Annotated in this window: 26 protein-coding genes; 21 read left to right on the top strand and 5 right to left on the bottom strand. The window is 71.6% G+C overall.

Annotated features, from left to right (window positions below; all coding sequences use genetic code 11):
- Positions 1 to 266 precede the first annotated feature (266 nt).
- The 4 genes from ybaK to ACIBK3_RS01885 all read right to left on the bottom strand — a co-directional run bounded on the left by ybaK (position 267) and on the right by ACIBK3_RS01885 (position 4,336).
- A complete protein-coding gene (gene ybaK / locus ACIBK3_RS01900) occupies positions 267 to 770 on the bottom strand; it encodes a Cys-tRNA(Pro) deacylase (RefSeq protein ID WP_399360840.1) in 504 nt (167 codons plus the stop codon).
- Positions 771 to 823: 53 nt separating this feature from the next.
- Positions 824 to 1,564, bottom strand: a complete 741-nt coding sequence (locus ACIBK3_RS01895) for an LON peptidase substrate-binding domain-containing protein (RefSeq protein WP_399360838.1) — start codon at positions 1,562 to 1,564, stop codon at positions 824 to 826.
- A gap of 11 nt (positions 1,565 to 1,575) precedes the next feature.
- Positions 1,576 to 2,637, bottom strand: coding sequence for a hypothetical protein (locus ACIBK3_RS01890; RefSeq protein ID WP_399360836.1), 1,062 nt, complete (start codon positions 2,635 to 2,637; stop codon positions 1,576 to 1,578).
- A 121-nt stretch (positions 2,638 to 2,758) separates the two neighbouring features.
- Entirely contained in the window at positions 2,759 to 4,336 is a 1,578-nt protein-coding gene (locus ACIBK3_RS01885; protein WP_399360834.1) for an oxidoreductase, read from the bottom strand.
- Between the two features lie 169 nt (positions 4,337 to 4,505).
- On the opposite strand from ACIBK3_RS01885, the gene hisD reads away from it, so the two are divergent.
- The 10 genes from hisD to ACIBK3_RS01835 all read left to right on the top strand — a co-directional run bounded on the left by hisD (position 4,506) and on the right by ACIBK3_RS01835 (position 12,221).
- A complete protein-coding gene (hisD, locus tag ACIBK3_RS01880; RefSeq protein WP_399360832.1) occupies positions 4,506 to 5,831 on the top strand; it encodes a histidinol dehydrogenase in 1,326 nt (441 codons plus the stop codon).
- Positions 5,828 to 6,946 (top strand): histidinol-phosphate transaminase, encoded by a 1,119-nt coding sequence (locus ACIBK3_RS01875; protein WP_399360829.1) that lies wholly within the window; start codon positions 5,828 to 5,830, stop codon positions 6,944 to 6,946. Before hisD ends, ACIBK3_RS01875 begins: the two co-directional genes overlap by 4 nt.
- Positions 6,943 to 7,536 carry an imidazoleglycerol-phosphate dehydratase HisB gene (hisB, locus tag ACIBK3_RS01870; protein ID WP_069763169.1) on the top strand — a complete coding sequence of 198 codons (594 nt, stop codon included), beginning with the start codon at positions 6,943 to 6,945 and terminating at the stop codon, positions 7,534 to 7,536. The genes ACIBK3_RS01875 and hisB overlap by 4 nt, the downstream gene beginning before the upstream one ends.
- Positions 7,537 to 7,540: 4 nt before the next feature.
- Positions 7,541 to 7,705, top strand: coding sequence for a hypothetical protein (locus ACIBK3_RS01865; protein WP_358795182.1), 165 nt, complete (start codon positions 7,541 to 7,543; stop codon positions 7,703 to 7,705).
- Positions 7,696 to 8,343 (top strand): imidazole glycerol phosphate synthase subunit HisH, encoded by a 648-nt coding sequence (hisH, locus tag ACIBK3_RS01860; protein ID WP_399360827.1) that lies wholly within the window; start codon positions 7,696 to 7,698, stop codon positions 8,341 to 8,343. The genes ACIBK3_RS01865 and hisH overlap by 10 nt, the downstream gene beginning before the upstream one ends.
- Complete coding sequence (priA, locus tag ACIBK3_RS01855; RefSeq protein ID WP_399360825.1) at positions 8,343 to 9,095, top strand: bifunctional 1-(5-phosphoribosyl)-5-((5-phosphoribosylamino)methylideneamino)imidazole-4-carboxamide isomerase/phosphoribosylanthranilate isomerase PriA; 753 nt, start codon at positions 8,343 to 8,345, stop codon at positions 9,093 to 9,095. The genes hisH and priA overlap by 1 nt, the downstream gene beginning before the upstream one ends.
- On the top strand, positions 9,092 to 9,487 hold the full coding sequence (locus tag ACIBK3_RS01850) for a RidA family protein (protein ID WP_399360823.1): 396 nt from the start codon (positions 9,092 to 9,094) through the stop codon (positions 9,485 to 9,487). Before priA ends, ACIBK3_RS01850 begins: the two co-directional genes overlap by 4 nt.
- Positions 9,484 to 10,239: an imidazole glycerol phosphate synthase subunit HisF gene (gene hisF / locus ACIBK3_RS01845; RefSeq protein ID WP_399360821.1), complete on the top strand. Its 756-nt coding sequence runs from the start codon at positions 9,484 to 9,486 to the stop codon at positions 10,237 to 10,239. The genes ACIBK3_RS01850 and hisF overlap by 4 nt, the downstream gene beginning before the upstream one ends.
- Positions 10,240 to 10,361: 122 nt before the next feature.
- Positions 10,362 to 10,952, top strand: a complete 591-nt coding sequence (locus ACIBK3_RS01840; protein WP_399360819.1) for an ArsR/SmtB family transcription factor — start codon at positions 10,362 to 10,364, stop codon at positions 10,950 to 10,952.
- A gap of 12 nt (positions 10,953 to 10,964) precedes the next feature.
- Complete coding sequence (locus ACIBK3_RS01835) at positions 10,965 to 12,221, top strand: MFS transporter (RefSeq protein WP_399360817.1); 1,257 nt, start codon at positions 10,965 to 10,967, stop codon at positions 12,219 to 12,221.
- A gap of 50 nt (positions 12,222 to 12,271) precedes the next feature.
- Here the strand turns inward: ACIBK3_RS01835 and ACIBK3_RS01830 are convergent, their stop codons facing one another.
- Complete coding sequence (locus tag ACIBK3_RS01830) at positions 12,272 to 12,907, bottom strand: TIGR03085 family metal-binding protein (protein ID WP_399360815.1); 636 nt, start codon at positions 12,905 to 12,907, stop codon at positions 12,272 to 12,274.
- A gap of 84 nt (positions 12,908 to 12,991) precedes the next feature.
- Here ACIBK3_RS01830 and hisI point away from each other — a divergent pair, with 84 nt between their 5' ends.
- The 11 genes from hisI to lgt all read left to right on the top strand — a co-directional run bounded on the left by hisI (position 12,992) and on the right by lgt (position 21,919).
- Complete coding sequence (hisI, locus tag ACIBK3_RS01825; protein WP_399360813.1) at positions 12,992 to 13,393, top strand: phosphoribosyl-AMP cyclohydrolase; 402 nt, start codon at positions 12,992 to 12,994, stop codon at positions 13,391 to 13,393.
- A gap of 11 nt (positions 13,394 to 13,404) precedes the next feature.
- Positions 13,405 to 14,883: an anthranilate synthase component I gene (locus ACIBK3_RS01820; protein WP_399360811.1), complete on the top strand. Its 1,479-nt coding sequence runs from the start codon at positions 13,405 to 13,407 to the stop codon at positions 14,881 to 14,883.
- A gap of 71 nt (positions 14,884 to 14,954) precedes the next feature.
- Complete coding sequence (locus ACIBK3_RS01815) at positions 14,955 to 15,593, top strand: TIGR02234 family membrane protein (RefSeq protein WP_399360809.1); 639 nt, start codon at positions 14,955 to 14,957, stop codon at positions 15,591 to 15,593.
- A gap of 132 nt (positions 15,594 to 15,725) precedes the next feature.
- Positions 15,726 to 15,977 carry an HGxxPAAW family protein gene (locus ACIBK3_RS01810; protein WP_399360807.1) on the top strand — a complete coding sequence of 84 codons (252 nt, stop codon included), beginning with the start codon at positions 15,726 to 15,728 and terminating at the stop codon, positions 15,975 to 15,977.
- Positions 15,978 to 16,060: 83 nt separating this feature from the next.
- On the top strand, positions 16,061 to 16,501 hold the full coding sequence (locus ACIBK3_RS01805) for a DUF2752 domain-containing protein (RefSeq protein ID WP_399360805.1): 441 nt from the start codon (positions 16,061 to 16,063) through the stop codon (positions 16,499 to 16,501).
- Between the two features lie 176 nt (positions 16,502 to 16,677).
- A complete protein-coding gene (trpC, locus tag ACIBK3_RS01800) occupies positions 16,678 to 17,487 on the top strand; it encodes an indole-3-glycerol phosphate synthase TrpC (RefSeq protein WP_399360803.1) in 810 nt (269 codons plus the stop codon).
- Between the two features lie 22 nt (positions 17,488 to 17,509).
- Complete coding sequence (gene trpM, locus ACIBK3_RS01795) at positions 17,510 to 17,731, top strand: tryptophan biosynthesis modulator TrpM (RefSeq protein ID WP_399360801.1); 222 nt, start codon at positions 17,510 to 17,512, stop codon at positions 17,729 to 17,731.
- Positions 17,732 to 17,790: 59 nt separating this feature from the next.
- Entirely contained in the window at positions 17,791 to 19,077 is a 1,287-nt protein-coding gene (gene trpB / locus ACIBK3_RS01790; protein ID WP_399360799.1) for a tryptophan synthase subunit beta, read from the top strand.
- A complete protein-coding gene (gene trpA / locus ACIBK3_RS01785) occupies positions 19,074 to 19,892 on the top strand; it encodes a tryptophan synthase subunit alpha (RefSeq protein WP_399360797.1) in 819 nt (272 codons plus the stop codon). Before trpB ends, trpA begins: the two co-directional genes overlap by 4 nt.
- Positions 19,893 to 19,982: 90 nt before the next feature.
- Positions 19,983 to 20,759: a DsbA family protein gene (locus ACIBK3_RS01780; RefSeq protein WP_399360795.1), complete on the top strand. Its 777-nt coding sequence runs from the start codon at positions 19,983 to 19,985 to the stop codon at positions 20,757 to 20,759.
- Positions 20,760 to 20,905: 146 nt separating this feature from the next.
- On the top strand, positions 20,906 to 21,919 hold the full coding sequence (gene lgt, locus ACIBK3_RS01775; protein WP_399360793.1) for a prolipoprotein diacylglyceryl transferase: 1,014 nt from the start codon (positions 20,906 to 20,908) through the stop codon (positions 21,917 to 21,919).
- The last annotated feature ends 80 nt before the right edge of the window (positions 21,920 to 21,999 follow it).

Below are 21,999 nucleotides of genomic sequence, written 5' to 3'. Positions count from 1 at the left end.
CTGGCCCCGGACACTGGGGGGCCGAGTCCGACCGAGGGGCGCGTCTGCCCGAGGTCGGGGGGCGCTCGCATTGAGGGCCGGCGCCCGCTTGGCGGGCGAAGGGGCGGGTTGGTGGTGTCCGGCGGTCTGTGCCGGCTTGACGGGCGAGGGGTGGGCTGGTGGTCCGGCGGCCTGCGCCCGCTTGACGGAAGGAGCGGCAGGCCCCCGGCGTCCGACCGGCTGTGCCCACCCGGCGCCCGAAGGGGCACCCCCCAACGGCAGAGAGGTCAGGCCCGCCCGACCGGTGCCACGACCGCGTCCGTGAGCTTGGCCAAGTCGTCCGGGGAGAGTTCGAGCTCCAGGCCGCGGCGGCCCGCGGAGACGCAGATCGTGGGGTGGGCGGAGGCTGAGGCGTCGAGGACTGTGGGGAGCTTCTTGCGCTGGCCGAGGGGGGAGATGCCGCCGCGTACATAGCCCGTGGTGCGTTCGGCGAGGGCCGGGTCGGCCATCGTGGCGCGTTTGCCGCCCACCGCCGACGCCAGCGCCTTGAGGTCCAGCTGGCCCGCCACCGGGACGACGGCGACCGTCAGCGCCCCGTCGACATCCGCCACCAGCGTCTTGAACACCCGTTCCGGCGAGACCCCCATCGCCTCGGCCGCCTCCTCGCCGTAGGACGGGTGGGAGGGGTCGTGCTCGTAGGAGTGGACCGTGTACGTCACTCCCGCGGCCGTCAGGGCCACCGTCGCCGGGGTGCCCCCCGCCTGCTGCTGTTTCTTCGCCTTCTTCGCCATCGCGGCCTGATCCCGTCCGTTCCTGAAGGTCCAGAGGTCCCGAAGATCCTGCGTCAGTTGAGACTCGTCGGCCCGCGGGTCAGTTCCGACGCGGGCAACGACGGCAGGTTACGGATGATCGAGGTCTCCGAGCGAAGGAGTTTCAGTTCGTCGCGCAGCCGGGACGCGGTGTCCGGGGCTTGGAGCAGACGCTGTTTCGTCGGGGTGTCCAGCATCATCGCGGCGGCCACCAGATAGGAGACCACGGTCGGTTCGTCCGGCAGTTCCGCCCCGGTCGACAAGGACCTCTCGCGGGCGCCCGCGAGGCGCTTCTGGTACTGGCGGAAGGACCGCAGCACCCCCTGCGCGAGCGCGCCCGCCCCGTCGCCCGGATCCTCCGGCAGTTCCTCCAGCTCCGCCGTCAGGAACGGGCCCGAGGCCTCGACGGTCAGCAGGCGCACCCTCGTCGTGCCGGTCGCCAGGACCTCGAAGGTGCCGTCGGCCCCTTCCCGGATGGTCGCCGCGTCCGCGATGCAGCCGACGCCGTGGAACGCCTTGACCGGGTCGTCGCCGAAGCCGGCCGCGGGACCGCGCTCGAGCACGGCCGTCTGGTCCGGCATGCCCGGCGCGGTGGACGCCACCTCGTGGCCGTCGCGGATCGCCACGACGCCGAACCGGCGCGATTCGTCCTCAGGGGTCTTCAGCAGCTCGCGCATCATGGCGCGATAGCGCTCCTCGAAGATGTTCAGAGGCAGCACGAGCCCCGGGAACAACACCGAGTTCAGGGGGAAGAGCGGGAGCCGCACGGTGGTCACGACGCAAGAGCCTAATGGTCTCCGGAGCGGGCACGCCCGCGGTGCTCACTTCGTGGATGGGCGGGGGCGGTCCGGCGGCGGACCTCGTGACGGATCTCGGCGCGGATCTCGAGGAACCGGGCGAGGGGGTCGTCCGCGAACCGGTCCCAGGGAAAGGAGGTGGCGTACGGCCCGATCAGCCGCAGCTGTTCCTCGGCGTCCGTCCACCGCTCCAGTCGTACGAGGACGTACATGAGCTTGTTGCGGACCTCGGCGGGCCAGGGATCGGCCGCCGGGAACCGGGCGGAGAGCGCCATCGCGCGGTCGGCGGCCGCGTCCAGCCGCACGCGCGGTATCTCCCGGCTGCGACCGCCGGTCAGACAGGAGAAGGTCGCCCGGGCGGGCAACGCCTGGACGAGCGAGTCGGCCGGGGCGTCCTGCGCGGCCCGCTCGGCGAAGTCGAAGCAGGCCAGGTGGGAGCCCTGCCAGGAGGAGGCGAGGTAGCGCAGGGCCGCCACATGGCAGCCGTAGTGGTGCGGGGCGCGGCGGACCGCGGCCTCCCACAGCTCCCCGAAGTACGTGTGCCCGGCGTTCGAGCCGCGCGCGTGGTCCAGGGCGATCCGCCACGGCACCGGGTCGCGCAGGTCGCCTTGCGCGGCGGCCGTGATCAGCGGGCTCACCTCACGCAGCAGTTCCGCGCGTGCCGGTGACGGCCAGGCCTGCTCCACCGCGAGCTGGGCACCGATCAGCAGGGCGTCCGGGTCCTGCGGGGCGGCCGTACGCCAGTTCTCGTACCACTCGTCGCGGGAGCGGGCGAAGGCGGCGAGTCTTCGCGCGTAGCGATCGCGCATCTCCCAGTCCGCGTGGGCGCGGGTGGCGGCGAGCAGCGCGGCGGCGGGGCCGAACTCGCCCTGGGCAGCCGCGACCAGCGCGCGGCCGAGCCGGTCGTCGGGCGCGTCGAGGAGCACCTCACCGTCGGGGGGGCCGGCGGTGTCCGCGGTGCCGGCGGACAGTACGGGGGCGGGGCGCGTGTGGATCAGGTGCGTCCTGGCCGTACGGATGAAGGGGGGCAGCAGAGCCATGGTGTCGACCATTGAAAGTCCGCAGGTCACCCCTGCGCCAGCGGGAAGGAGCAACTCGTGGAAAGTTGTACGCCGACAGGCCAAGGATCGGTAAAAAGGGTGAAGTTCAACAACTCCTGTCACAGCGGTTCCACTAGTTGCGCCGCAGCATGCGGGTCGCCCCTGCCGCCACCGTCGTCGCCAGGACCCAGCCCAGCAGGATCATCACGGCGGCCAGCCACTGCCAGCCGCCGCTCAGCTGCCAGAACCCGACCTGGCCCAGGTCGATGACCGGCAGCAGCAGATCCAGGGCGAACAGCGCGGGGTTCCACGGCGGATGCTCGCCGCTCTTCAGGGGCGGATGGGCGGCGTGCGCGAAAGCGACCGTGCCCGCCGCCCACAGCACCGCCATCCATACGGCGGCCCGGCCCGGCCGGTACCCGTAGGCGACCGTCCAGTCCTGGGCGTACCCCCACAGCTTGGCGGCGATCGGCAGGCTCTCCCTGCGGCGGCGCTGCTTGGCGAGCAGCACCTCGCGCGCGTCCTCGTCCTCGCCGCCGGCCCGCAGCACGGTGGCCAGCCGTTCGTACGGCTCCGGGTTGTACTCGGCGGTCGCCGCGCCGACCCAGTCCAGCCGCTCGTTCAGCGGGAACGGGCCGCGCGGCACCAGGTTCTCGTAGCTGAAGCCGCCCATGTGCAGCCGGCCCGGGCCCGGCCAGGCGTCCGCCCGGTCCATCAGGTTGACGACCCGGGCCCCCGACAGCACCACCGCCCCCCGCGCCGGCCGCTCCCCGAGGAAGCGCAGCTCGGACGTCTGCACGCGGCGCAGCGACAGTTCCTGCTCTTCGGTGAAGGTGAACCGGGCCTGCTCCAGGTCGACCGCGTCCCCGAACCGCCCGTCGTCGAGGCGCAGCCCGCCCTGGCACTCGAACCGCTGGACGCGTGTCCCGCGCGCGGGAGTCGTGCCGCTCAGCAGGAGGTTGCCGACGCCCGCCGGAGTCAGGTACAGCGAGCGCTCCACGGTCAGCTGCGGGGCGTTCAGGGCGAGCCGCTGGTACGGGTTGGTCAGCCGGGCGCCGCGCAGACTCAGCGAGACGCCGATCTTGGCGCTGCGCAGGCTCAGCTCGCCGTGCGACTCCAGCATCTCGGCCTGGAGGTCCTGGCCGACGGTCATGCCGTCCCCGGCGATCGAGCGGCCGCTGCGGTCGCCGTGGACGATCGCCTGGTTCATCAGCAGATCGGTGCCTATCTGCGCGTCGGTCAGCCGGACACCGCGGTGGAAGCGGCAGCGCGGCAGGTGCAGATCACCCTCCGTGTGCACCCGGGCGGCCTCCAGGCGCGGCACCGAGCAGTCCACCAGCCGTACGGTCGTGAAGTGGGCCTCCGGCAGCAGGACGTCCCGCTCGAAGCGGCAGCCACGCATCTCGACGTACGGCACCACCGTGCCGCCCGCGAGGTCCAGGCTGCCGCTGATCTGCACGCCCGCGAGCTTCAGCGAGGACACCCGGCCCGCCAGCGCGGGCGGGCCGTCCAGGAGCAGCCAGCACACGATCCGCGCGCGCACGGTCCGCTCGGGACCCCAGGGATGCCCGCCGTGCGGATCGTCGACGACGGTGTCGCCACTGCTCAGGTCGTACACACTGCCGTCGCGGAAGGCCTGCCACATGCCGGCCTCGGCGGCGCTCAGATCCCCCGGCAGGTCCCCGTCCCTGATGCCGGCCCCTTCGGTCACGTCTCTTCCATCCCCCTCATCCGCCCATCGGTCGCACACCTGTTCATGCCCGTTGAGTGACACCCCGAACACTGAACGTGAAGGCGATCTTCCGAGTTCCTGCCGTGATCTGTATCAGCCATTGATACGCGCGAACAGGGCCCGATCCCGGTCTGAGAGAATTGACCGCGTGATCTCCCGAATCGATCTGCGCGGCGACGCCCTCCCCGAGGGTCCCGCCCTGCGCGACCTGCTGCCCCGAGCCGACTTCGACGTCTCGGCCGCCCTGGAGAAGGTGCGTCCGATCTGCGAGGCCGTGCATCACAGGGGCGACGCGGCGCTGATCGACTTCACGGAGAAGTTCGACGGCGTCACGCTCGCCCAGGTGCGAGTGCCCGCCGAGGCCCTCACCCGCGCGCTGGAGGAACTCGACCCGGCCGTGCGCGCGGCCCTGGAGGAGTCCATCCGCCGCGCCCGCCTGGTCCACCGCGAGCAACGGCGCTCCACCCACACGACCCAGGTCGTGCCCGGTGGCTCGGTGACCGAGAAGTGGCTGCCGGTCGACCGGGTCGGGCTGTACGCCCCCGGCGGCCGGTCCGTCTACCCGTCCTCCGTGATCATGAATGTGGTGCCCGCGCAGGAGGCCGGCGTCGAGTCCATCGCCCTCGCCTCCCCGGCGCAGGCCGAGTTCGACGGGCTGCCGCACCCGACGATCCTCGCCGCGTGCGCGCTGCTGGGTGTCGACGAGGTGTACGCGGCCGGCGGCGCGACCGCCGTCGCGATGTTCGCGTACGGCACCGAGTCCTGCCCGCCCGCCAACATGGTCACCGGCCCCGGCAACATCTGGGTCGCCGCCGCCAAGCGCTACTTCACCGGCAAGATCGGCATCGACGCCGAGGCCGGCCCGACCGAGATCGCGGTCCTCGCCGACGACACGGCCGACCCGGTGCACGTCGCCGCCGACCTGATCAGCCAGGCCGAGCACGACCCGCTGGCCGCCGCCGTGCTGGTGACCGACTCCGTCGCGCTCGCGGACGCGGTCGAGAAGGAGTTGGAACCGCAGGTCGCGGCCACCCGGCACATCGAGGACCGGATCGTCCCCGCGCTGCGGGGCCGGCAGTCCGCGATCGTGCTGGTCGACGGCGTCGACGAGGGCCTCAGGGTGGTCGACGCGTACGGCGCCGAACACCTGGAGATCCAGACGGCCGACGCCGCCGCGGTCGCCGACCGGGTCAGGAACGCCGGCGCGATCTTCATCGGCCCCTGGGCGCCCGTGTCGCTCGGCGACTACGCGGCCGGGTCCAACCACGTCCTGCCGACCGGCGGTTGCGCCTGCCACTCCTCGGGCCTGTCCGTCCAGTCCTTCCTGCGCGGCATCCACATCGTGGACTACACGAAGGACGCGCTGGCCGAGGTCGCGCACCACGTGGTCACGCTGGCGGAGGCGGAGGATCTGCCCGCGCACGGCGCGGCGATCAAGGCGAGGTTCGGGTGGAAGGTACCGGCGACCAAGTGAGCTTCGGAATCGACGATCTCCCCGTACGGGACGAGCTGCGCGGCAAGTCTCCCTACGGCGCGCCCCAGTTGGACGTCCCCGTACGGCTGAACACCAACGAGAACCCGTACCCGCTGCCCGAGCCGCTGGTCGAGCGGATCGCCGAGCGGGTCCGCGAGGCGGCCCGGAACCTCAACCGCTACCCGGACCGGGACGCGGTGGAGCTGCGCACCCAGCTCGCCAAGTACCTGACGGACACCTCCGGTCACGACATCGGTCTCGCCAACGTGTGGGCCGCCAACGGCTCCAACGAGGTCATCCAGCAGCTGCTGCAGACCTTCGGCGGACCGGGCCGTACGGCGATCGGCTTCGAACCGTCGTACTCGATGCACGGCCTCATCGCGCGCGGCACCGGCACGGGCTGGATCTCCGGCCCTCGCAACGAGGACTTCACGATCGACCTCGCCGCCGCGGAGAAGGCCATCGCCGAGTACCGGCCGGACGTCGTCTTCATCACCACGCCCAACAACCCCACGGGCACCGCGGTCCCCCCGGAGACGGTCCTCGCGCTGTACGAGGCCGCGCAGGCCGCGAAGGCTGCGACCGCCGGGGCGATCGTCGTGGTCGACGAGGCCTACATCGAGTTCAGCCACGGCGGCTCGCTGCTGCCGCTCGTCGAGGGCCGGCCGCAGCTCGTGGTCTCGCGGACGATGTCCAAGGCGTTCGGCGCCGCCGGTCTGCGCCTCGGCTATCTCGCCGCCCACCCGGCGGTGGTGGACGCGGTCCAGCTCGTACGGCTGCCGTACCACCTGTCGTCCGTCACGCAGGCGACCGCCCTGGCCGCCCTGGAACACACCGAGACGCTGCTCAAGTACGTCCAGCAGCTGAAGTCGGAGCGGGACCGCCTGGTCGCCGAGCTCCTGGAGATCGGCTACGAGGTCACCGCCTCGGACGCCAACTTCGTGCAGTTCGGCCGGTTCGACGACGCCCACGCGATGTGGCGGAAGATCCTCGACCGGGGCGTCCTGGTCCGGGACAACGGCGTGCCCGGCTGGCTGCGGGTGACCGCCGGAACCCCCGAAGAGAACGACGCGTTCCTCGACGCGGTCCGTGAGTTGAAGAAGGAGAGCGCATGAGCCGCGTAGGCCGCGTGGAGCGGGTGACGAAGGAGACCTCGGTCCTCGTCGAGATCGATCTCGACGGGTCCGGCAAGGTCGAGGTGTCGACGGGTGTCGGCTTCTACGACCACATGCTCGACCAGCTGGGCCGGCACGGTCTGTTCGACCTGACCGTGAAGACCGAGGGCGATCTGCACATCGACTCCCACCACACCATCGAGGACTCCGCCCTCGCGCTGGGTGCCGCCTTCAAGCAGGCGCTCGGCGACAAGGTGGGCATCTACCGCTTCGGCAACTGCACGGTCCCCCTGGACGAGTCCCTCGCCCAGGTCACCGTCGACCTCTCCGGACGCCCCTACCTCGTGCACACCGAGCCCGAGAACATGGCGCCGATGATCGGCGCGTACGACACGACGATGACCCGGCACATCCTGGAGTCCTTCGTCGCCCAGGCCCAGATCGCGCTGCACGTGCACGTGCCCTACGGGCGCAACGCGCACCACATCGTGGAGTGCCAGTTCAAGGCGCTGGCCCGGGCCCTCAGGTACGCCTCCGAGCGTGATCCGCGCGCGGCCGGGATTCTCCCCTCCACGAAGGGCGCGCTGTAGAGCCATGACCGGACTGTCGACTCTCCTGATCGTCGTCGGCCTCTTCCTGGCCGGCGGTATCTACTCCTTCGTCAAGCAGCAGATGCCGAAGAGCCTCATCGTGCTGCTCTCCATCGGCGCCGCGATGTGCCTGGTCGCCGGCGTCATGAGGCTGGAGGTGTGGAATTGAGCTCTCCCAGCCGAGTGGTCGTCTTCGACTACGGCTTCGGCAACGTGAGGTCCGCCGAGCGCGCCCTCGCGCGCGCGGGAGCCGAGGTCGAGATCACCCGTGACTTCGACAAGGCCATGAACGCGGACGGCCTCCTGGTGCCGGGCGTCGGCGCCTTCGCCGCCTGCATGAAGGGCCTGCGCGAGGCCCGGGGCGACTGGATCATCGACCGCCGGCTGTCCGGCGGACGCCCGGTCATGGGCATCTGTGTCGGCATGCAGATCCTCTTCGCTCGGGGCATCGAGCACGGCGTCGAGGCCGAGGGCCTCGACGAGTGGCCCGGCGCGGTCGAGCCGCTCCAGGCCGAGATCGTCCCCCACATGGGCTGGAACACCGTGGACGCGCCGGCCGGCTCCGAGCTGTTCGCGGGCCTGGACTCGGACGCGCGCTTCTACTTCGTGCACTCCTACGCCGTCCACGACTGGAGCCTTCAGACCACGAACCCCGCGATGCGCGCCCCGCTCGTCACCTGGTCGACGCACGGCAAGCCCTTCGTGGCCGCCGTGGAGAACGGCGTCCTGTGGGCCACCCAGTTCCACCCCGAGAAGTCCGGCGACGCCGGAGCGCAGCTGTTGACCAACTGGATCGGAACCCTGTGATGTCTTCGAAGGTGTCGTCGAACCCCCCGGGACGGCTCGAACTCCTGCCCGCCGTGGACGTCCGTGACGGCCAGGCCGTCCGCCTCGTGCACGGCGAGTCCGGCACGGAGACCTCGTACGGCTCCCCCCTGGAGGCCGCCCTGGCCTGGCAGCGGTCGGGCGCCGAGTGGCTGCACCTGGTCGACCTGGACGCCGCGTTCGGCACCGGCGACAACCGGGCCCTGGTCGCCGAGGTCACCGGGGCGATGGACATCAAGGTGGAGCTGTCCGGCGGCATCCGCGACGACGACACGCTCGCCGCCGCCCTGGCCACCGGCTGCGCGCGGGTCAACCTCGGCACGGCCGCCCTGGAGTCCCCGGAGTGGGTCGCCAAGGTCATCGCCGAGCACGGCGACAAGATCGCGGTCGGTCTCGACGTACGCGGCACGACCCTGCGCGGGCGCGGCTGGACCCGGGACGGCGGCGACCTCTACGAGACGCTGGAGCGCCTCGACAAGGAGGGCTGCGCGCGGTACGTGGTGACCGACATCGCCAAGGACGGCACGCTGCAGGGGCCGAACCTGGAGCTGCTGCGCAATGTGTGCGCGGCGACGGATCGCCCGGTCGTGGCCTCGGGCGGCGTGTCGTCCCTCGACGACCTGAGGGCCATCGCCGAACTGGTGCCCCTCGGTGTCGAGGGCTCCATTGTCGGGAAGGCCCTGTACGCGAAGGCGTTCACCTTGGAAGAGGCCTTGGAGGCGGTAGCCCGGTGAGTGACGTACGGCGTGTAACGACCGGTGCGCCCTGGGAGGAGGCCTTCGGCTACTCCCGCGCGGTGGAGCTGCCGAACGGCCTGGTGCTGGTGTCCGGCTGCACGTCCATAGTGGACGGCGAGATCGCCGGAGGCGGACCGTACGAGCAGGCTGTCAACGCCTTCAACGTAGCCCTGGCGGCGCTGGAACAGGTGGGGCTGGGCCGTGACGACGTCGTGCGCACGCGCATGTACATCACGCACGCCCGGGACGTGGAGGACGTCGGACGCGCTCACAAGGAGCTGTTCGACACCGTCCGACCCGCCGCGTCCATGATCATCGTCTCCGGCTTCGTGGATCCCAGTCTCGTCGTCGAGGTCGAGGTGGAGGCGTTCCGAGGGGTGTCCGCATGACCTTGGCCGTACGAGTCATCCCCTGCCTGGACGTGGACAACGGCCGGGTCGTCAAGGGCGTCAACTTCCAGAACCTGCGCGACGCGGGCGATCCCGTCGAGATGGCCAAGGTGTACGACGCCGAGGGCGCCGACGAGCTGACGTTCCTGGACATCACCGCCTCGTCGGGCAACCGCGAGACGACGTACGACGTGGTGCGCCGCACCGCCGAGCAGGTGTTCATCCCGCTCACGGTCGGCGGTGGCGTCCGTACGGCCGAGGACGTCGACAAGCTGCTGCGGGCCGGCGCGGACAAGGTGGGCGTCAACACGGCCGCCATCGCGCGTCCGGACCTCATCCGCGAGATCGCCGAGCGCTTCGGCCGGCAGGTGCTGGTCCTCTCGGTGGACGCGCGCCGCACCGCGGCGGGCTCCTTCGAGGTGACCACCCACGGCGGCCGCAAGGGCACCGGCATCGACGCCGTCGAGTGGGCCCACCGGGCGGCCGAGCTGGGCGCCGGGGAGATCCTGCTCAACTCGATGGACGCGGACGGCACGAAGGACGGCTACGACCTGGAGATGATCGCCGCGGTCCGCAAGCATGTGACCGTGCCGGTGATCGCGTCGGGCGGCGCGGGCAAGCTGGCCGATTTCCCGCCGGCCGTCGCGGCGGGCGCGGACGCGGTGCTCGCGGCGTCGGTGTTCCACTTCGGCGATCTGCGGATCGGGCAGGTGAAGCAGACGCTGCGGGAGGCGGGGCACCCGGTGCGGTGACGTCTTCCTGGGCTTGAGCCCCGGCCCCGGAAGGGCAGCCGGGGCTTCTCCTGGTCACTACAGGAAAGGGAAGTTGCGCAAAATCTGTTGTGCAACTTTTCTTTCCTATCTACGGTGAAGCCATGACGGGCAAAGAGAGAGACCGCCGGATCACCGATCTGGGAACCCTCAAGGCACTCGCGCATCCGCTGCGGGCACAGCTCTACCGGCTGCTGTACGTCGCCCGCACGGCGACCGCGTCCCAGCTCGCCGAGCAGGTGGACGAGGCCGTCTCGCTGGTCAGCTACCACCTGCGCAAGCTCGCCGACCACGGCCTCATCGAGGAGGCGGATCCGCGCAGCGAGGACGGGCGTGAGCGCTGGTGGCAGCCCGCCTCGGAGGGCGTCAGCATCCACGACGAGGACTTCCAGGACGCGCCGGAGAAAGTGGCCGCGCACACGGCGGCCTCCCGGCTCTTCTACGAGCAGCGCAGCGAGCTCTACCGGCGCCACCTCGACGAGCGCCCTCACTGGGGCGCCGAATGGAACAGCGCGTCCGTGGACTCGGAGTACCTGGTGCGGCTGACGGCGCCCGAACTCTCCGAGCTGTCCGATCAGGTGCACGCCCTGCTCAAGAAGTACACGGAGAAGGGCCGGGCCGCCGACGCGGCCGGCGACACGGAAGGGCGCGAGAACGTCGCGCTGCACCTGTACGGATTCCCGTTCCGCGTCTGAGAGGCCGCCTCCGTGACCGTCACCGCGCCCGTCCGATCCGAGCGGGACACCGCCGGGCACCCCGCCCACCGCGACGGCAACGTCCTGCGCTGGCTCGCCGCCTACACCGCCTCGATGATCGGCGACAACGTCTACTACCTCGCCCTGTCCTGGGCCGCCGTGAGGGCCGGTACGCCCGCGCAGGCGGGCCTGGTGATGACGGCGAGCGCCGTACCGCGCGCGTTGCTGATGCTCGGCGGCGGAGTGATCGCCGACCGGTTCGGGCCGCGCCGGGTGGTCATCGGCAGCGACACCGTGCGCTGCGCCGCGGTGCTCGCGGTGGCCGTCCTGCTGTTCACCACCGGCCCAGGGCTGTGGCCGCTGGCGGTGCTCGCCGTGGTCTTCGGCACCGTCGACGCCGTGTTCATGCCCGCCGTGGGCGCCCTCCCCGCGCGCGTGACGAGCCGCGACCAGCTCGCGCGCGTGCAGGGCATGCGAGGGCTCGGCATCCGCTTCGCGAGCGTCGTCGGCGGCCCGCTCGGCGGGCTCGGCGTGGCGCTGGGCGGTGCGGCGGCCGCCTTCGGGCTCGCCGCACTGCTGATCGCCGTCTCGGTGCCGCTGCTGGTCTCCGTACGGATGCGGGAGCTGCCCGCCGACGACAAGGCGGCGACCGCGGGGGGAACGGCCTGGCGCGATCTGGTGGCCGGCCTGCGCTACATCCGCCACCACCGTGTCCTCGCCCCGCTGATGCTGGCCATCGCCCTCGGCGACCTAGGTTTCGTCGGCCCGCTCAACGTGGGTCTGGCCCTGCTCGCCGACGAGCGCGGCTGGGGCGCCTCCGGGATGGGCTGGGTGCTCGCCGGGTTCGGCGTCGGCGCGGGGGCCGCCTCCCTGCTGCTGACCGTGCGCGGCCGCGTGCCGCACGCCGGGCACGTCACGGCGTACGCGTGCATCGCTGGCTCCGCCGCGATCGGCGCGCTCGCACACGCCCCGAACGTCGCCGCGGCGGTCGGGGTGGCCCTGCTCGTCGGACTGCTGGCCGGGCTCAGCGGCGCCCTGTGCGGCGCCCTGCTGCAGACCCAGTCGGACCCCGCCTACCTGGGCCGCGTCACCGCCGTCGCGAGTCTGGTCAGCCTCGGCTTCGCCCCGCTCAGCATGCCGCTGTCCGCCGCGGCCATCGGCGCCTGGGGCACCGGCCCGGTCTTCGTCGTCAGCGCGCTGGTCTGCGGGCTCGGCGGAACGGTGGCCCTGGGCGCCAGGGACCTGCGCCGCGCCGAACTGCCCCGCTGACCCGCCGGGCTCGGCGGGAGCCGGAGGCAGGTCCGGCTGGGCCGGGGTCGTCAGATACCGAGCTGCTTCGTGTCGTGCAGCTGGGCGATCGCTTCCTTGTCGCCCTCCAGCTCGACCTGGGCCGCGCTCTGCCGGCCGTACGAGAACAGCAGCAGCTCCGAGGGCTCGCCGGTCACCGTCACGACCGGGGTGCCGCGGTGGGCGACCGCCGTCTGGCCGTCCGGGCGGCGCAGCACCAGGCCGGTCGGGGCGCCGCGGCCCATGAGGCGGGCGGTGCGCTCCAGCCGGGACCACAGGGCGTCCTGGAAGACCGGGTCGAGCTCACGGGGCGTCCAGTCGGGGCGGGACCGGCGCACGTCCTCGGTGTGGATATAGAACTCGACGGTGTTCGACGCCTCGTCGATCTGCTTGAGGGAAAAGGGCGAGAAGCGCGGCGGGCCGGTCCGGATCAGCTGGATCAGCTCCTCGTAGGGCTTGGCCGCGAACTCCTCCATCACCTTGTCCAGGCGGGAGGCGAGCTGTTTGATCAGTATGCCGCCGGCCGCGTCCGGGCGGCGTTCGCGCACCACCACGTGCGCGGCGAGGTCACGGGTCGTCCAGCCCTCGCACAGGGTCGGGGCCTCGGGACCCTCGGCTTCCAACAGATCGGCCAGGAGAAGTCGTTCACGCTTGGCGAAAGTCGACATGGCAGCCAGCCTACGGCCGGGGCGCACGTCCGCACAGTGGACACTCCCCGGTGACTGTCAGTGGCGCGCGGCACAATGGCCCTCATGACCAGCATGCCCGCGCCCAGCAACCTGGACTCCGAGATCGCCGCGCGCCTCAAGCGCAGCACCGACGGGCTCCTGCCCGCCATCGCCCAGCAGTACGACACCGGTGAGGTGCTGATGCTCGGCTGGATGGACGACGAGGCGCTGCACCGCACCCTCACCACCGGCCGCTGCACCTACTGGTCGCGCAGCCGCCGGGAGTACTGGGTCAAGGGCGACACCTCGGGCCACTTCCAGTGGGTCAAGTCCGTCGCCCTCGACTGCGACGCCGACACCGTGCTGGTCAAGGTCGACCAGGTGGGCGCCGCCTGTCACACCGGCGCCCGCACCTGCTTCGACGTGGATGTCCTCAAGGCCGTCGAGGGCGGCGCCGATTCCGGCGCGGCCGCCTCGGATCAGTAAGGTCAGCCGCCATGGACCTCGAGACGTTCCGCAAGCTGGCCACCGACCGCCGGGTCATCCCCGTCACCCGCAAACTCCTCGCCGACGGCGACACCCCGGTCGCGCTCTACCGCAAGCTCGCCGCCGAGCGCCCCGGCACCTTCCTGCTGGAGTCCGCGGAGAACGGCCGCTCGTGGTCCCGCTACTCCTTCGTCGGCGTCCGCTCGGCGGCCACGCTGACGGCCCGCGACGGTCAGGCCCACTGGCTCGGCGCCCCGCCCGTCGGCGTCCCGGTCGACGGCGACCCCCTCGCCGCCCTGCGCGCCACCATCGAGGCCCTGCACACCCCGCACCAGGAGGGCCTGCCCCCCTTCACCGGCGGCATGGTCGGCTACCTCGGCTACGACATCGTGCGCCGCCTGGAGAAGATCGGCCCCGGCGAGCGCGACGACCTGGGGCTGCCCGAGCTGACCATGCTCCTGACCAGTGACCTCGCGGTGATGGACCACTGGGAGGGCTCCGTCCTGCTGATCGCCAACGCGATCAACCACAACGACCTCGACACGGGCGTCGACGAGGCGTACGCCGACGCGACGGCCCGCCTCGACGCCATGGAGGCCGACCTCGCGCGCGCGGTGGCCCAGCCCGCCGCCGCCCTCCCGCCCTCCGAACTGCCCGCGTACACGGCCCTGTGGGGCGGCCCCGACTTCCAGGAGGCCGTCGAGGACATCAAGGAGCGCATCCGCGCGGGCGAGGCCTTCCAGGTCGTCCCCTCCCAGCGCTTCGAAACACCGTGCACGGCAAGCGCGTTGGACGTGTACCGGGTGCTTCGGGCGACCAACCCGTCCCCGTACATGTACCTGTTCCGCTTCGACGGCTTCGACGTCGTGGGCTCGTCCCCCGAGGCCCTGGTCAAGGTCGAGGACGGGCAGGCCATGGTCCACCCCATCGCCGGTACCCGGCACCGCGGGGCCACCCCGCAGGAGGACCAGGCCCTCGCCGACGAACTCCTCGCCGACCCCAAGGAGCGCGCCGAGCACCTGATGCTGGTCGACCTGGGCCGCAACGACCTGGGCCGGGTCTGCGAGCCGGGCTCGGTCGAGGTCGTCGACTTCATGTCCATCGAGCGGTACTCGCACGTCATGCACATCGTCTCGACGGTCACCGGCAAGATCGCGGCGGGCCGTACCGCCTTCGACGTCCTGACGGCCTGCTTCCCGGCCGGCACCCTCTCCGGCGCGCCGAAGCCGCGCGCGATGCAGATCATCGACGAACTGGAGCCCTCCCGCCGCGGTCTCTACGGCGGCTGCGTGGGCTATCTGGACTTCGCCGGCGACTCCGACACCGCCATCGCCATCCGTACGGCCCTGCTGCGCGGCGGCACCGCGTACGTCCAGGCGGGCGCCGGCATCGTCGCCGACTCGGACCCGGTCGCCGAGGACCAGGAATGCCGCAACAAGGCGGCAGCCGTCCTGCGCGCGGTCCACACGGCCAACCGTCTTGGCAAGTAGGGCGCTTTCGGCACAGTAGGACACTTCTCATACCAACCCCGGGTCACCACTGGCCCGGGGTTCGGGCGATAGTGGAGTACGTGACTGCTGTTCCTCACCCCCGTTCCGAAGCCGCAGGACCCGCCCGGTCCGGCCGCCGAAGCCTCGCCATAGCCCTGCTGTGCGGTGCGCTGGGCGCGGCCGTGGTGCTGCTGGCCACCCGTCAGCAGTGGGCGGAGGGCACCGCGACGGTGGCCGGCGGCGCCTTCCCGCTGACCGCGAAGGGCAGTGACGTCACCGGCGTTCCCGCGGCCCTCGCCATAGTGGGCCTCGCCGCGCTCGTCGCCGTCTTCGCCGTGCGCCGGGCCGGCCGCCTCGCCGTCGCCGCCCTGCTCGCGCTCTCCGGGGCCGGCACGATCGCCGCGGCCCTGCTCGGCACCTCCGACAGCTCCGCGCTCGACGAGAAGGCCGCGAAGACCTCCGGCGACACCTCGGCCGCCGTGGACTCGCTGACCCACACCGCGTGGCCGTACGCCGCCGCCGCGGGCGGCCTGCTGATCCTCCTCGCCGGACTGCTCGCCCTGCGCTACGGCCGCCTGTGGCCCGCGATGTCCGGCCGCTACGAACGCTCGGGCACCCCCCGCCCCCGCCGCACGGCCGCCACCGACCCCGACCGGCCCGAGGAGCTGTGGAAGGCCCTCGACCGGGGCGAGGATCCGACCGGGGCATAGCCCGGCCCCGAGGTGTCCGGAAGGGCGACCCCCGGGCACCACCCAGGCGCGCGTACGGGACAATGGACCACGAGCGTCCGGCTCGGACACGTACGACACGTGCACAGCAACACACAGCAACGAGGAGCAGTCATGGCGGGCAGCAGCCACGGTCACACCCCGGCCGCCTGGACCGGTGTCATCATCGTCTTCATCGGTTTCTGCGTGGCGGGTGCCTTCATGGTGATGGCCCAGCCGGTGGGCTTCTGGGCCGGCATGGCGATCGTGGTCCTCGGAGGCGTGGTCGGCTGGATCATGAGCGCCATGGGACTGGGCATGCCGAAGAACGCCCACCCGGTGCACCACACCACGGACAAGCGCGAACCGGTGAACGCCGAGAGCTGACACGCGGACGAACTCGTGGAGGGGCGGCCCGGCGCGTATGCCCGGGGCCGCCCCTCGCGCGCGGGGGCGCCGCGCGGGGCACAATGCGTGACGTGAACGCCGACAGCCAGCGGATGACGCCGCCCACCACGGTCGTGGGACGGCTGGCCGTACCCGCCGGGATCCTCGCCGCGGTCGCCGGTGCCTTCGCGTACGTGGGAGTCGTGGACCCGAACCAGCCCGGCCACTACCCCGTCTGCCCGCTGCTGCGCTACACCGGCCTGTACTGCCCCGGTTGCGGCGGCCTGCGCAGCGCGCACGCCTTCATCCACGGGGACCTTCTCACCGCCTTGCACGCCAACGCCGCGGCCGTCGTCGGCTATCTGGGCTTCGCCGTGGTGTGGACCGTCTGGGTGGTGAACGCGGTGCGTGGACGTCCGTGGCGGATCGATCCCGCCCCTTCGCTGGTGCGCACGCTGGTCGCGTTGCTGCTGGTCTTCACGGTTGTCCGGAACCTACCGTTCGGTGGCTGGCTCCACCCTTGATCAACCGGCGGAGGTCCAGGTAGTGGGACCGGCGTCAACCGGATGCGAGGCCTACGCCCTCCTCCGGATACCATCGCAGTGACCATCGGTTTTCTCCTCGCTCCCGCCCGGTGGGGCGGACCGGGGACGGAAGCCGAACCGCTGAACAGTCAACCGTCTGGAAGGGGGCCGCTCGCGTGAGTGTGCTCGACGAGATCATCGACGGAGTCCGTGCCGACCTCGCGGAGCGGCAGGCGCGCGTGAGCCTCGACGAGCTCAAGGAGCGCGCTGCGAAGGCACCCGCCGCCAAGGACGGCCTGGCCGCCCTGCGCGGCGACGGCGTCAAGGTGATCTGCGAGGTCAAGCGCTCCAGCCCGTCCAAGGGCGCGCTGGCCGCGATCGCCGACCCGGCCGGCCTGGCCGCGGACTACGAGGCGGGCGGCGCCGCCGTCATCTCCGTCCTCACCGAACAGCGCCGCTTCGGCGGCTCGCTGGCCGACCTGGAGGCGGTGCGCGCGCGGGTGGACATCCCCGTCCTGCGCAAGGACTTCATCGTCACCTCGTACCAGCTCTGGGAGGCCCGGGCCTACGGCGCCGACCTGGCGCTGCTGATCGTCGCCGCCCTCGAACAGTCGGCCCTGGAGTCCCTCATCGAGCGCGCGGTGTCCATCGGACTGACCCCGCTCGTCGAGGTGCACGACGAGGACGAGGTCGAGCGCGCGGTGGACGCCGGCGCGAAGGTCATCGGCGTCAACGCGCGCAACCTGAAGACCCTCGAAGTCGACCGCGGCACCTTCGAGCGCATCGCCCCCGAGATCCCCGCCCACCTCGTCAAGATCGCCGAGTCCGGGGTCCGCGGCCCGCACGACCTCATCGCCTACGCCAACGCCGGCGCCGACGCGGTCCTGGTCGGCGAGTCCCTGGTCACCGGCAAGGACCCGAAGACCGCGGTCTCCGACCTGGTCGCGGCGGGCGAACACCCGGCGCTGCGGCACGGGCGCGGCTGATCACCCGCTAGGCTTGGCCCTGATGACGCCTGCGATCACCCCGACAACCACGGACCGGCACGCCCGCCTCGCGCGCGGCTGCCGCCCCCGTGGCTGCCGCGCGCCCGCAAGGCGGGTGCACGGACGCCGGGTGAGATACGTCATCGGAGACGAGCCCGGCCAGGTGAACGGACGGCGATGGCAGCGCCCCTTCAGGGGCGCGGGGAACTGCGCGATCAACCACAGTCGGCCCGCAGCCGACTGACAAAGCCCCGCCCCCACGGCGATTGGTGTCTTTTCCAACACTCACCGTGAGGTTCAAGCATGCCCAGCCAGTTCTTCATCCCCGACCCGGAGGGTCACGTCCCCAGCGCCGAAGGCTACTTCGGCGCGTTCGGCGGCAAGTTCATCCCGGAGGCCCTCGTCGCCGCCGTGGACGAGGTCGCCGTCGAGTACGACAAGGCCAAGCACGACCCCGAGTTCGCCCGCGAGCTCGACGACCTGCTCGTCCACTACACCGGCCGGCCCAGCTCCCTCACCGAGGTGCCCCGGTTCGCCGAACACGCCGGTGGCGCACGGGTGTTCCTCAAGCGCGAGGACCTCAACCACACCGGCTCGCACAAGATCAACAATGTTCTCGGCCAGGCACTGCTGACCAGGCGCATGGGCAAGACGCGCGTGATCGCCGAGACCGGCGCCGGCCAGCACGGGGTCGCCACCGCCACCGCCTGTGCGCTGTTCGGCCTCGAGTGCACCATCTACATGGGCGAGATCGACACCCAGCGCCAGGCCCTGAACGTGGCCCGGATGCGCATGCTCGGTGCCGAGGTCATCGCCGTGAAGTCCGGCAGCCGCACGCTGAAGGACGCCATCAACGAGGCGTTCCGCGACTGGGTCGCCAACGTCGACCACACCCACTACCTGTTCGGGACCGTCGCCGGGCCGCACCCCTTCCCGGCGATGGTCCGCGACTTCCACCGGGTGATCGGCGTCGAGGCCCGCCGCCAGATCCTGGAGCGCGCCGGACGCCTCCCCGACGCGGCCATCGCCTGCGTCGGCGGCGGCTCCAACGCCATCGGCCTCTTCCACGCCTTCATCCCCGACGCGGACGTCCGCCTCATCGGCTGCGAGCCCGCCGGGCACGGCGTCGAGACCGGAGAGCACGCGGCCACCCTCACCGCGGGCGAGCCCGGCATCCTGCACGGCTCGCGCTCCTACGTCCTTCAGGACGAGGAGGGCCAGATCACCGAGCCGTACTCCATCTCGGCCGGTCTGGACTACCCGGGCATCGGTCCTGAGCACTCCTACCTCAAGGACAGCGGACGCGGCGAGTACCGCGCGGTCACCGACGACGCGGCCATGCAGGCCCTGCGCCTGCTGTCGCGCACCGAGGGCATCATCCCGGCCATCGAGAGCGCACACGCGCTGGCCGGCGCCCTGGAGGTCGGCAAGGAGCTCGGCAAGGACGGGCTGATCGTGATCAACCTGTCCGGTCGCGGCGACAAGGACATGGACACGGCCGCCCGCTACTTCGGGCTCTACGACACCGACGCCGAGGTCGCGGCCGACGCGGACACCGACACCGCCGAGATCGAGGGGGACGCCAAGTGAGCGGCAACATCCGACTGCTGACCGACACCCTCGCCGCCGCCGGGGCGGAAGGGCGTGCCGCCCTCATCGCCTACCTCCCGGCCGGGTTCCCGACCGTGGACGGCGGCATCGAGGCGATCAAGGCCGTCTTCGACGGCGGCGCCGACATCGTCGAGGTCGGTCTGCCGCACAGCGACCCCGTCCTCGACGGCCCGGTCATCCAGACCGCCGACGACATCGCCCTGCGCGGCGGCGTCAGGATCGCCGACGTCATGCGCACGGTCCGCGAGGCCCACGCGGCGACCGGGAAGCCGGTGCTCGTGATGACGTACTGGAACCCGATCGACCGCTACGGCGTCGAGCGCTTCACCGCCGAGCTGGCGGAAGCGGGCGGGGCGGGCTGCATCCTGCCCGACCTGCCGGTGCAGGAGTCGGCGCTGTGGAGGGAGCACGCGGAGAAGCACGGCCTCGCGACCGTGTTCGTCGTGGCGCCCAGCAGCAAGGACGCGCGGCTCGCCGAGATCACCGCGGCGGGCAGCGGCTTCGTCTACGCCGCCTCGCTGATGGGCGTCACCGGCACCCGCGAGTCGGTCGGCGCGCAGGCGCAGGACCTGGTCGAGCGCACCCGGGCCACCGGAACCGACCTGGCGGTCTGTGTCGGGCTCGGTGTCTCCGACGCCCGGCAGGCCGCCGAGGTGGCCGGCTTCGCCGACGGCGTGATCGTCGGCTCCGCCTTCGTCAAGCGGATGCTGGACGCGCCGGACGACGCGGCCGGTGTCGAGGCGGTCCGCGCCCTCGCCGGTGAACTCGCGAAGGGCGTGCGAGGACAGGCGTAACAAGGCGGGACAATTTCACACAGGTCACTCGAAGGGGTGGACCTGGGACCGGGGAGGCGCGGTGCGCCTCCCCGGTTCGTTCTGCGGGATGTGAGCGAGAAGAATCGAGACGGAAAGCGCACCGCCCGGGAGCGGCTGGCGGAAGAGCGCGAGAAGCAGAGGTCGGCGGACAAGCGGCGCCGGGTGCTGATCGTGGGCGCGAGCGTGGTCTGCGTCCTGGGGCTCGCGGCGGTGATCGGTGTCGTCGCGGCGAACGCGGGCAAGGACGACGGCAGCAAGTCCGCGGGCCCGCTGGTGGTGCCCTCGGGGGCGCAGGGCAAGGACGGCCTCGCCATCCCGGTCGGCAAAGAGAGCGCCAAGTCGACGCTCACGGTCTGGGAGGACTTCCGCTGCCCGGCCTGCAAGGCCTTCGAGACGGCCTACCGGCCGGTGGTCCACCAGCTGACGGGCTCCGGGGCACTGAAGGTGGACTACCACCTGGCCACGATCATCGACGGCAACCTGCGCGGCACCGGCTCCCGCAACGCGGCCAACGCCGCCGCCTGCGCCCAGGACGCCGGCAAGTTCACCGCCTACCACGACGTGCTCTACGAGAACCAGCCCGTCGAGAGCGACGACGCCTACGCCGAGAACAGCAAGCTGATCGAGCTGGCGGGCAAGGTCAAGGGCCTCGACACACCCGCGTTCCGGACGTGTGTCGAGAAGGGCACGCACGACAGCTGGGTCGACAAGTCCGCGGCCGCCTTCCGCAAGGGCGGCTTCAGCGGTACGCCGACCGTGCTCCTCAACGGCAAGAACATCTACCAGGACCGGACGATGACCCCGGCGAAGCTGAAACAGCTGGTCCAGCAGGCGGACCAGGGGTAGCCGGCAACGAGCAGCCGACAAGAGGTGGCGGCAGGGGACGGCCGACAGCGGGTAAGTGTACGGAGGGTTTCACACCTGCCTGTTATGGACCCGTTGCCGGGCTGCCTGCCGTGCGCGTGGCCCGGCAGGGTAGCGTCGACCCTGCCATGGAACTTGCCTTCATTCCCAGCCCGTCGCGCGGGGTGCTGCACCTCGGCCCCATTCCGCTGCGCGGCTACGCGTTCTGCATCATCATCGGCGTCTTCGTAGCCGTCTGGCTCGGCAACAAGCGCTGGCTCGCCCGGGGCGGGCGGGCCGGCACGGTGGCCGACATCGCGGTCTGGGCCGTGCCGTTCGGTCTGGTCGGCGGCCGGCTCTACCACGTGATCACGGACTACGAGCTGTACTTCAGCGAGGGCCGTGACTGGGTGGACTCCTTCAAGATCTGGGAGGGCGGCCTCGGTATCTGGGGCGCGATCGCGCTCGGCGCGGTGGGCGCGTGGATCGGCTGTCGGCGCCGGGGCATCCCGCTGCCGGCCTGGGCCGACGCCCTCGCCCCCGGTATCGCCGTCGCGCAGGCGATCGGCCGCTGGGGCAACTGGTTCAACCAGGAGCTGTACGGCAAGGCCACCGATCTCCCCTGGGCGCTGAAGATCACCTCGTCGACGGACGGCCGGGTGCCGGGCACCTACCACCCGACGTTCCTGTACGAGTCGCTGTGGTGCCTCGGCGTCGCGGCCCTGGTGATCTGGGCGGACCGCCGCTTCACGCTCGGACACGGGCGGGCGTTCGCGCTGTACGTGGCGTCGTACTGCGTGGGCCGGTTCTGGATCGAGTACATGCGCATCGACGACGCCCACCACCTCCTGGGCCTGCGGCTGAACAACTGGACCGCGCTGGTCGTGTTCCTGCTCGCGGTCGTGTACATGGTGGTGTCGGCGAAGAAGCGGCCGGGGCGGGAGACCGTGGTCGAGCCGGGTGTCGTGGACGGTGAGACCGAGGAGTCGGATGAGGCCGACGGCTCCGACAAGGCCAAGGATTCGGATGAGGCCGACGGTCCGAGTGACACCGAGTCGAAGACCGACGCGGAGGCCGACGCGGATGCGAAGGACGACGTGGCGAAGGACGACACGGTGAGGGACGACGTGAAGGACGAGGCCGGGTCTGCGAAGAAGAGCTGACGTCGGGTCGTACGACGATGAGGGCGCCACGGGATCTCCGGGCGCCCTCGTTGCGTGGAGGCGGGACGAACGGGCCTGAC

Source organism: Streptomyces sp. NPDC050287 (genome assembly GCF_044459385.1).
Taxonomy (GTDB): domain Bacteria; phylum Actinomycetota; class Actinomycetes; order Streptomycetales; family Streptomycetaceae; genus Streptomyces.
Note: the sequence above shows the minus strand (reverse complement) of the source record. Positions and strands in the feature narration are given on the sequence as shown.

What these genes read in the sequence shown, in the direction of transcription:
- ybaK (WP_399360840.1), bottom strand. Translation starts at nt 770, where the DNA reads ATGGCGAAGAAGGCGAAGAAACAGCAGCAGGCGGGGGGCACCCCGGCG.
- ACIBK3_RS01890 (WP_399360836.1), bottom strand. Translation starts at nt 2,637, where the DNA reads ATGGTCGACACCATGGCTCTGCTGCCCCCCTTCATCCGTACGGCCAGG.
- hisB (WP_069763169.1), top strand. Translation starts at nt 6,943, where the DNA reads ATGAGCCGCGTAGGCCGCGTGGAGCGGGTGACGAAGGAGACCTCGGTC.
- ACIBK3_RS01865 (WP_358795182.1), top strand. Translation starts at nt 7,541, where the DNA reads ATGACCGGACTGTCGACTCTCCTGATCGTCGTCGGCCTCTTCCTGGCC.
- priA (WP_399360825.1), top strand. Translation starts at nt 8,343, where the DNA reads ATGTCTTCGAAGGTGTCGTCGAACCCCCCGGGACGGCTCGAACTCCTG.
- hisF (WP_399360821.1), top strand. Translation starts at nt 9,484, where the DNA reads ATGACCTTGGCCGTACGAGTCATCCCCTGCCTGGACGTGGACAACGGC.
- ACIBK3_RS01840 (WP_399360819.1), top strand. Translation starts at nt 10,362, where the DNA reads ATGACGGGCAAAGAGAGAGACCGCCGGATCACCGATCTGGGAACCCTC.
- ACIBK3_RS01830 (WP_399360815.1), bottom strand. Translation starts at nt 12,907, where the DNA reads ATGTCGACTTTCGCCAAGCGTGAACGACTTCTCCTGGCCGATCTGTTG.
- hisI (WP_399360813.1), top strand. Translation starts at nt 12,992, where the DNA reads ATGACCAGCATGCCCGCGCCCAGCAACCTGGACTCCGAGATCGCCGCG.
- ACIBK3_RS01820 (WP_399360811.1), top strand. Translation starts at nt 13,405, where the DNA reads ATGGACCTCGAGACGTTCCGCAAGCTGGCCACCGACCGCCGGGTCATC.
- ACIBK3_RS01810 (WP_399360807.1), top strand. Translation starts at nt 15,726, where the DNA reads ATGGCGGGCAGCAGCCACGGTCACACCCCGGCCGCCTGGACCGGTGTC.
- ACIBK3_RS01805 (WP_399360805.1), top strand. Translation starts at nt 16,061, where the DNA reads ATGCGTGACGTGAACGCCGACAGCCAGCGGATGACGCCGCCCACCACG.
- trpM (WP_399360801.1), top strand. Translation starts at nt 17,510, where the DNA reads ATGACGCCTGCGATCACCCCGACAACCACGGACCGGCACGCCCGCCTC.
- trpB (WP_399360799.1), top strand. Translation starts at nt 17,791, where the DNA reads ATGCCCAGCCAGTTCTTCATCCCCGACCCGGAGGGTCACGTCCCCAGC.
- lgt (WP_399360793.1), top strand. Translation starts at nt 20,906, where the DNA reads ATGGAACTTGCCTTCATTCCCAGCCCGTCGCGCGGGGTGCTGCACCTC.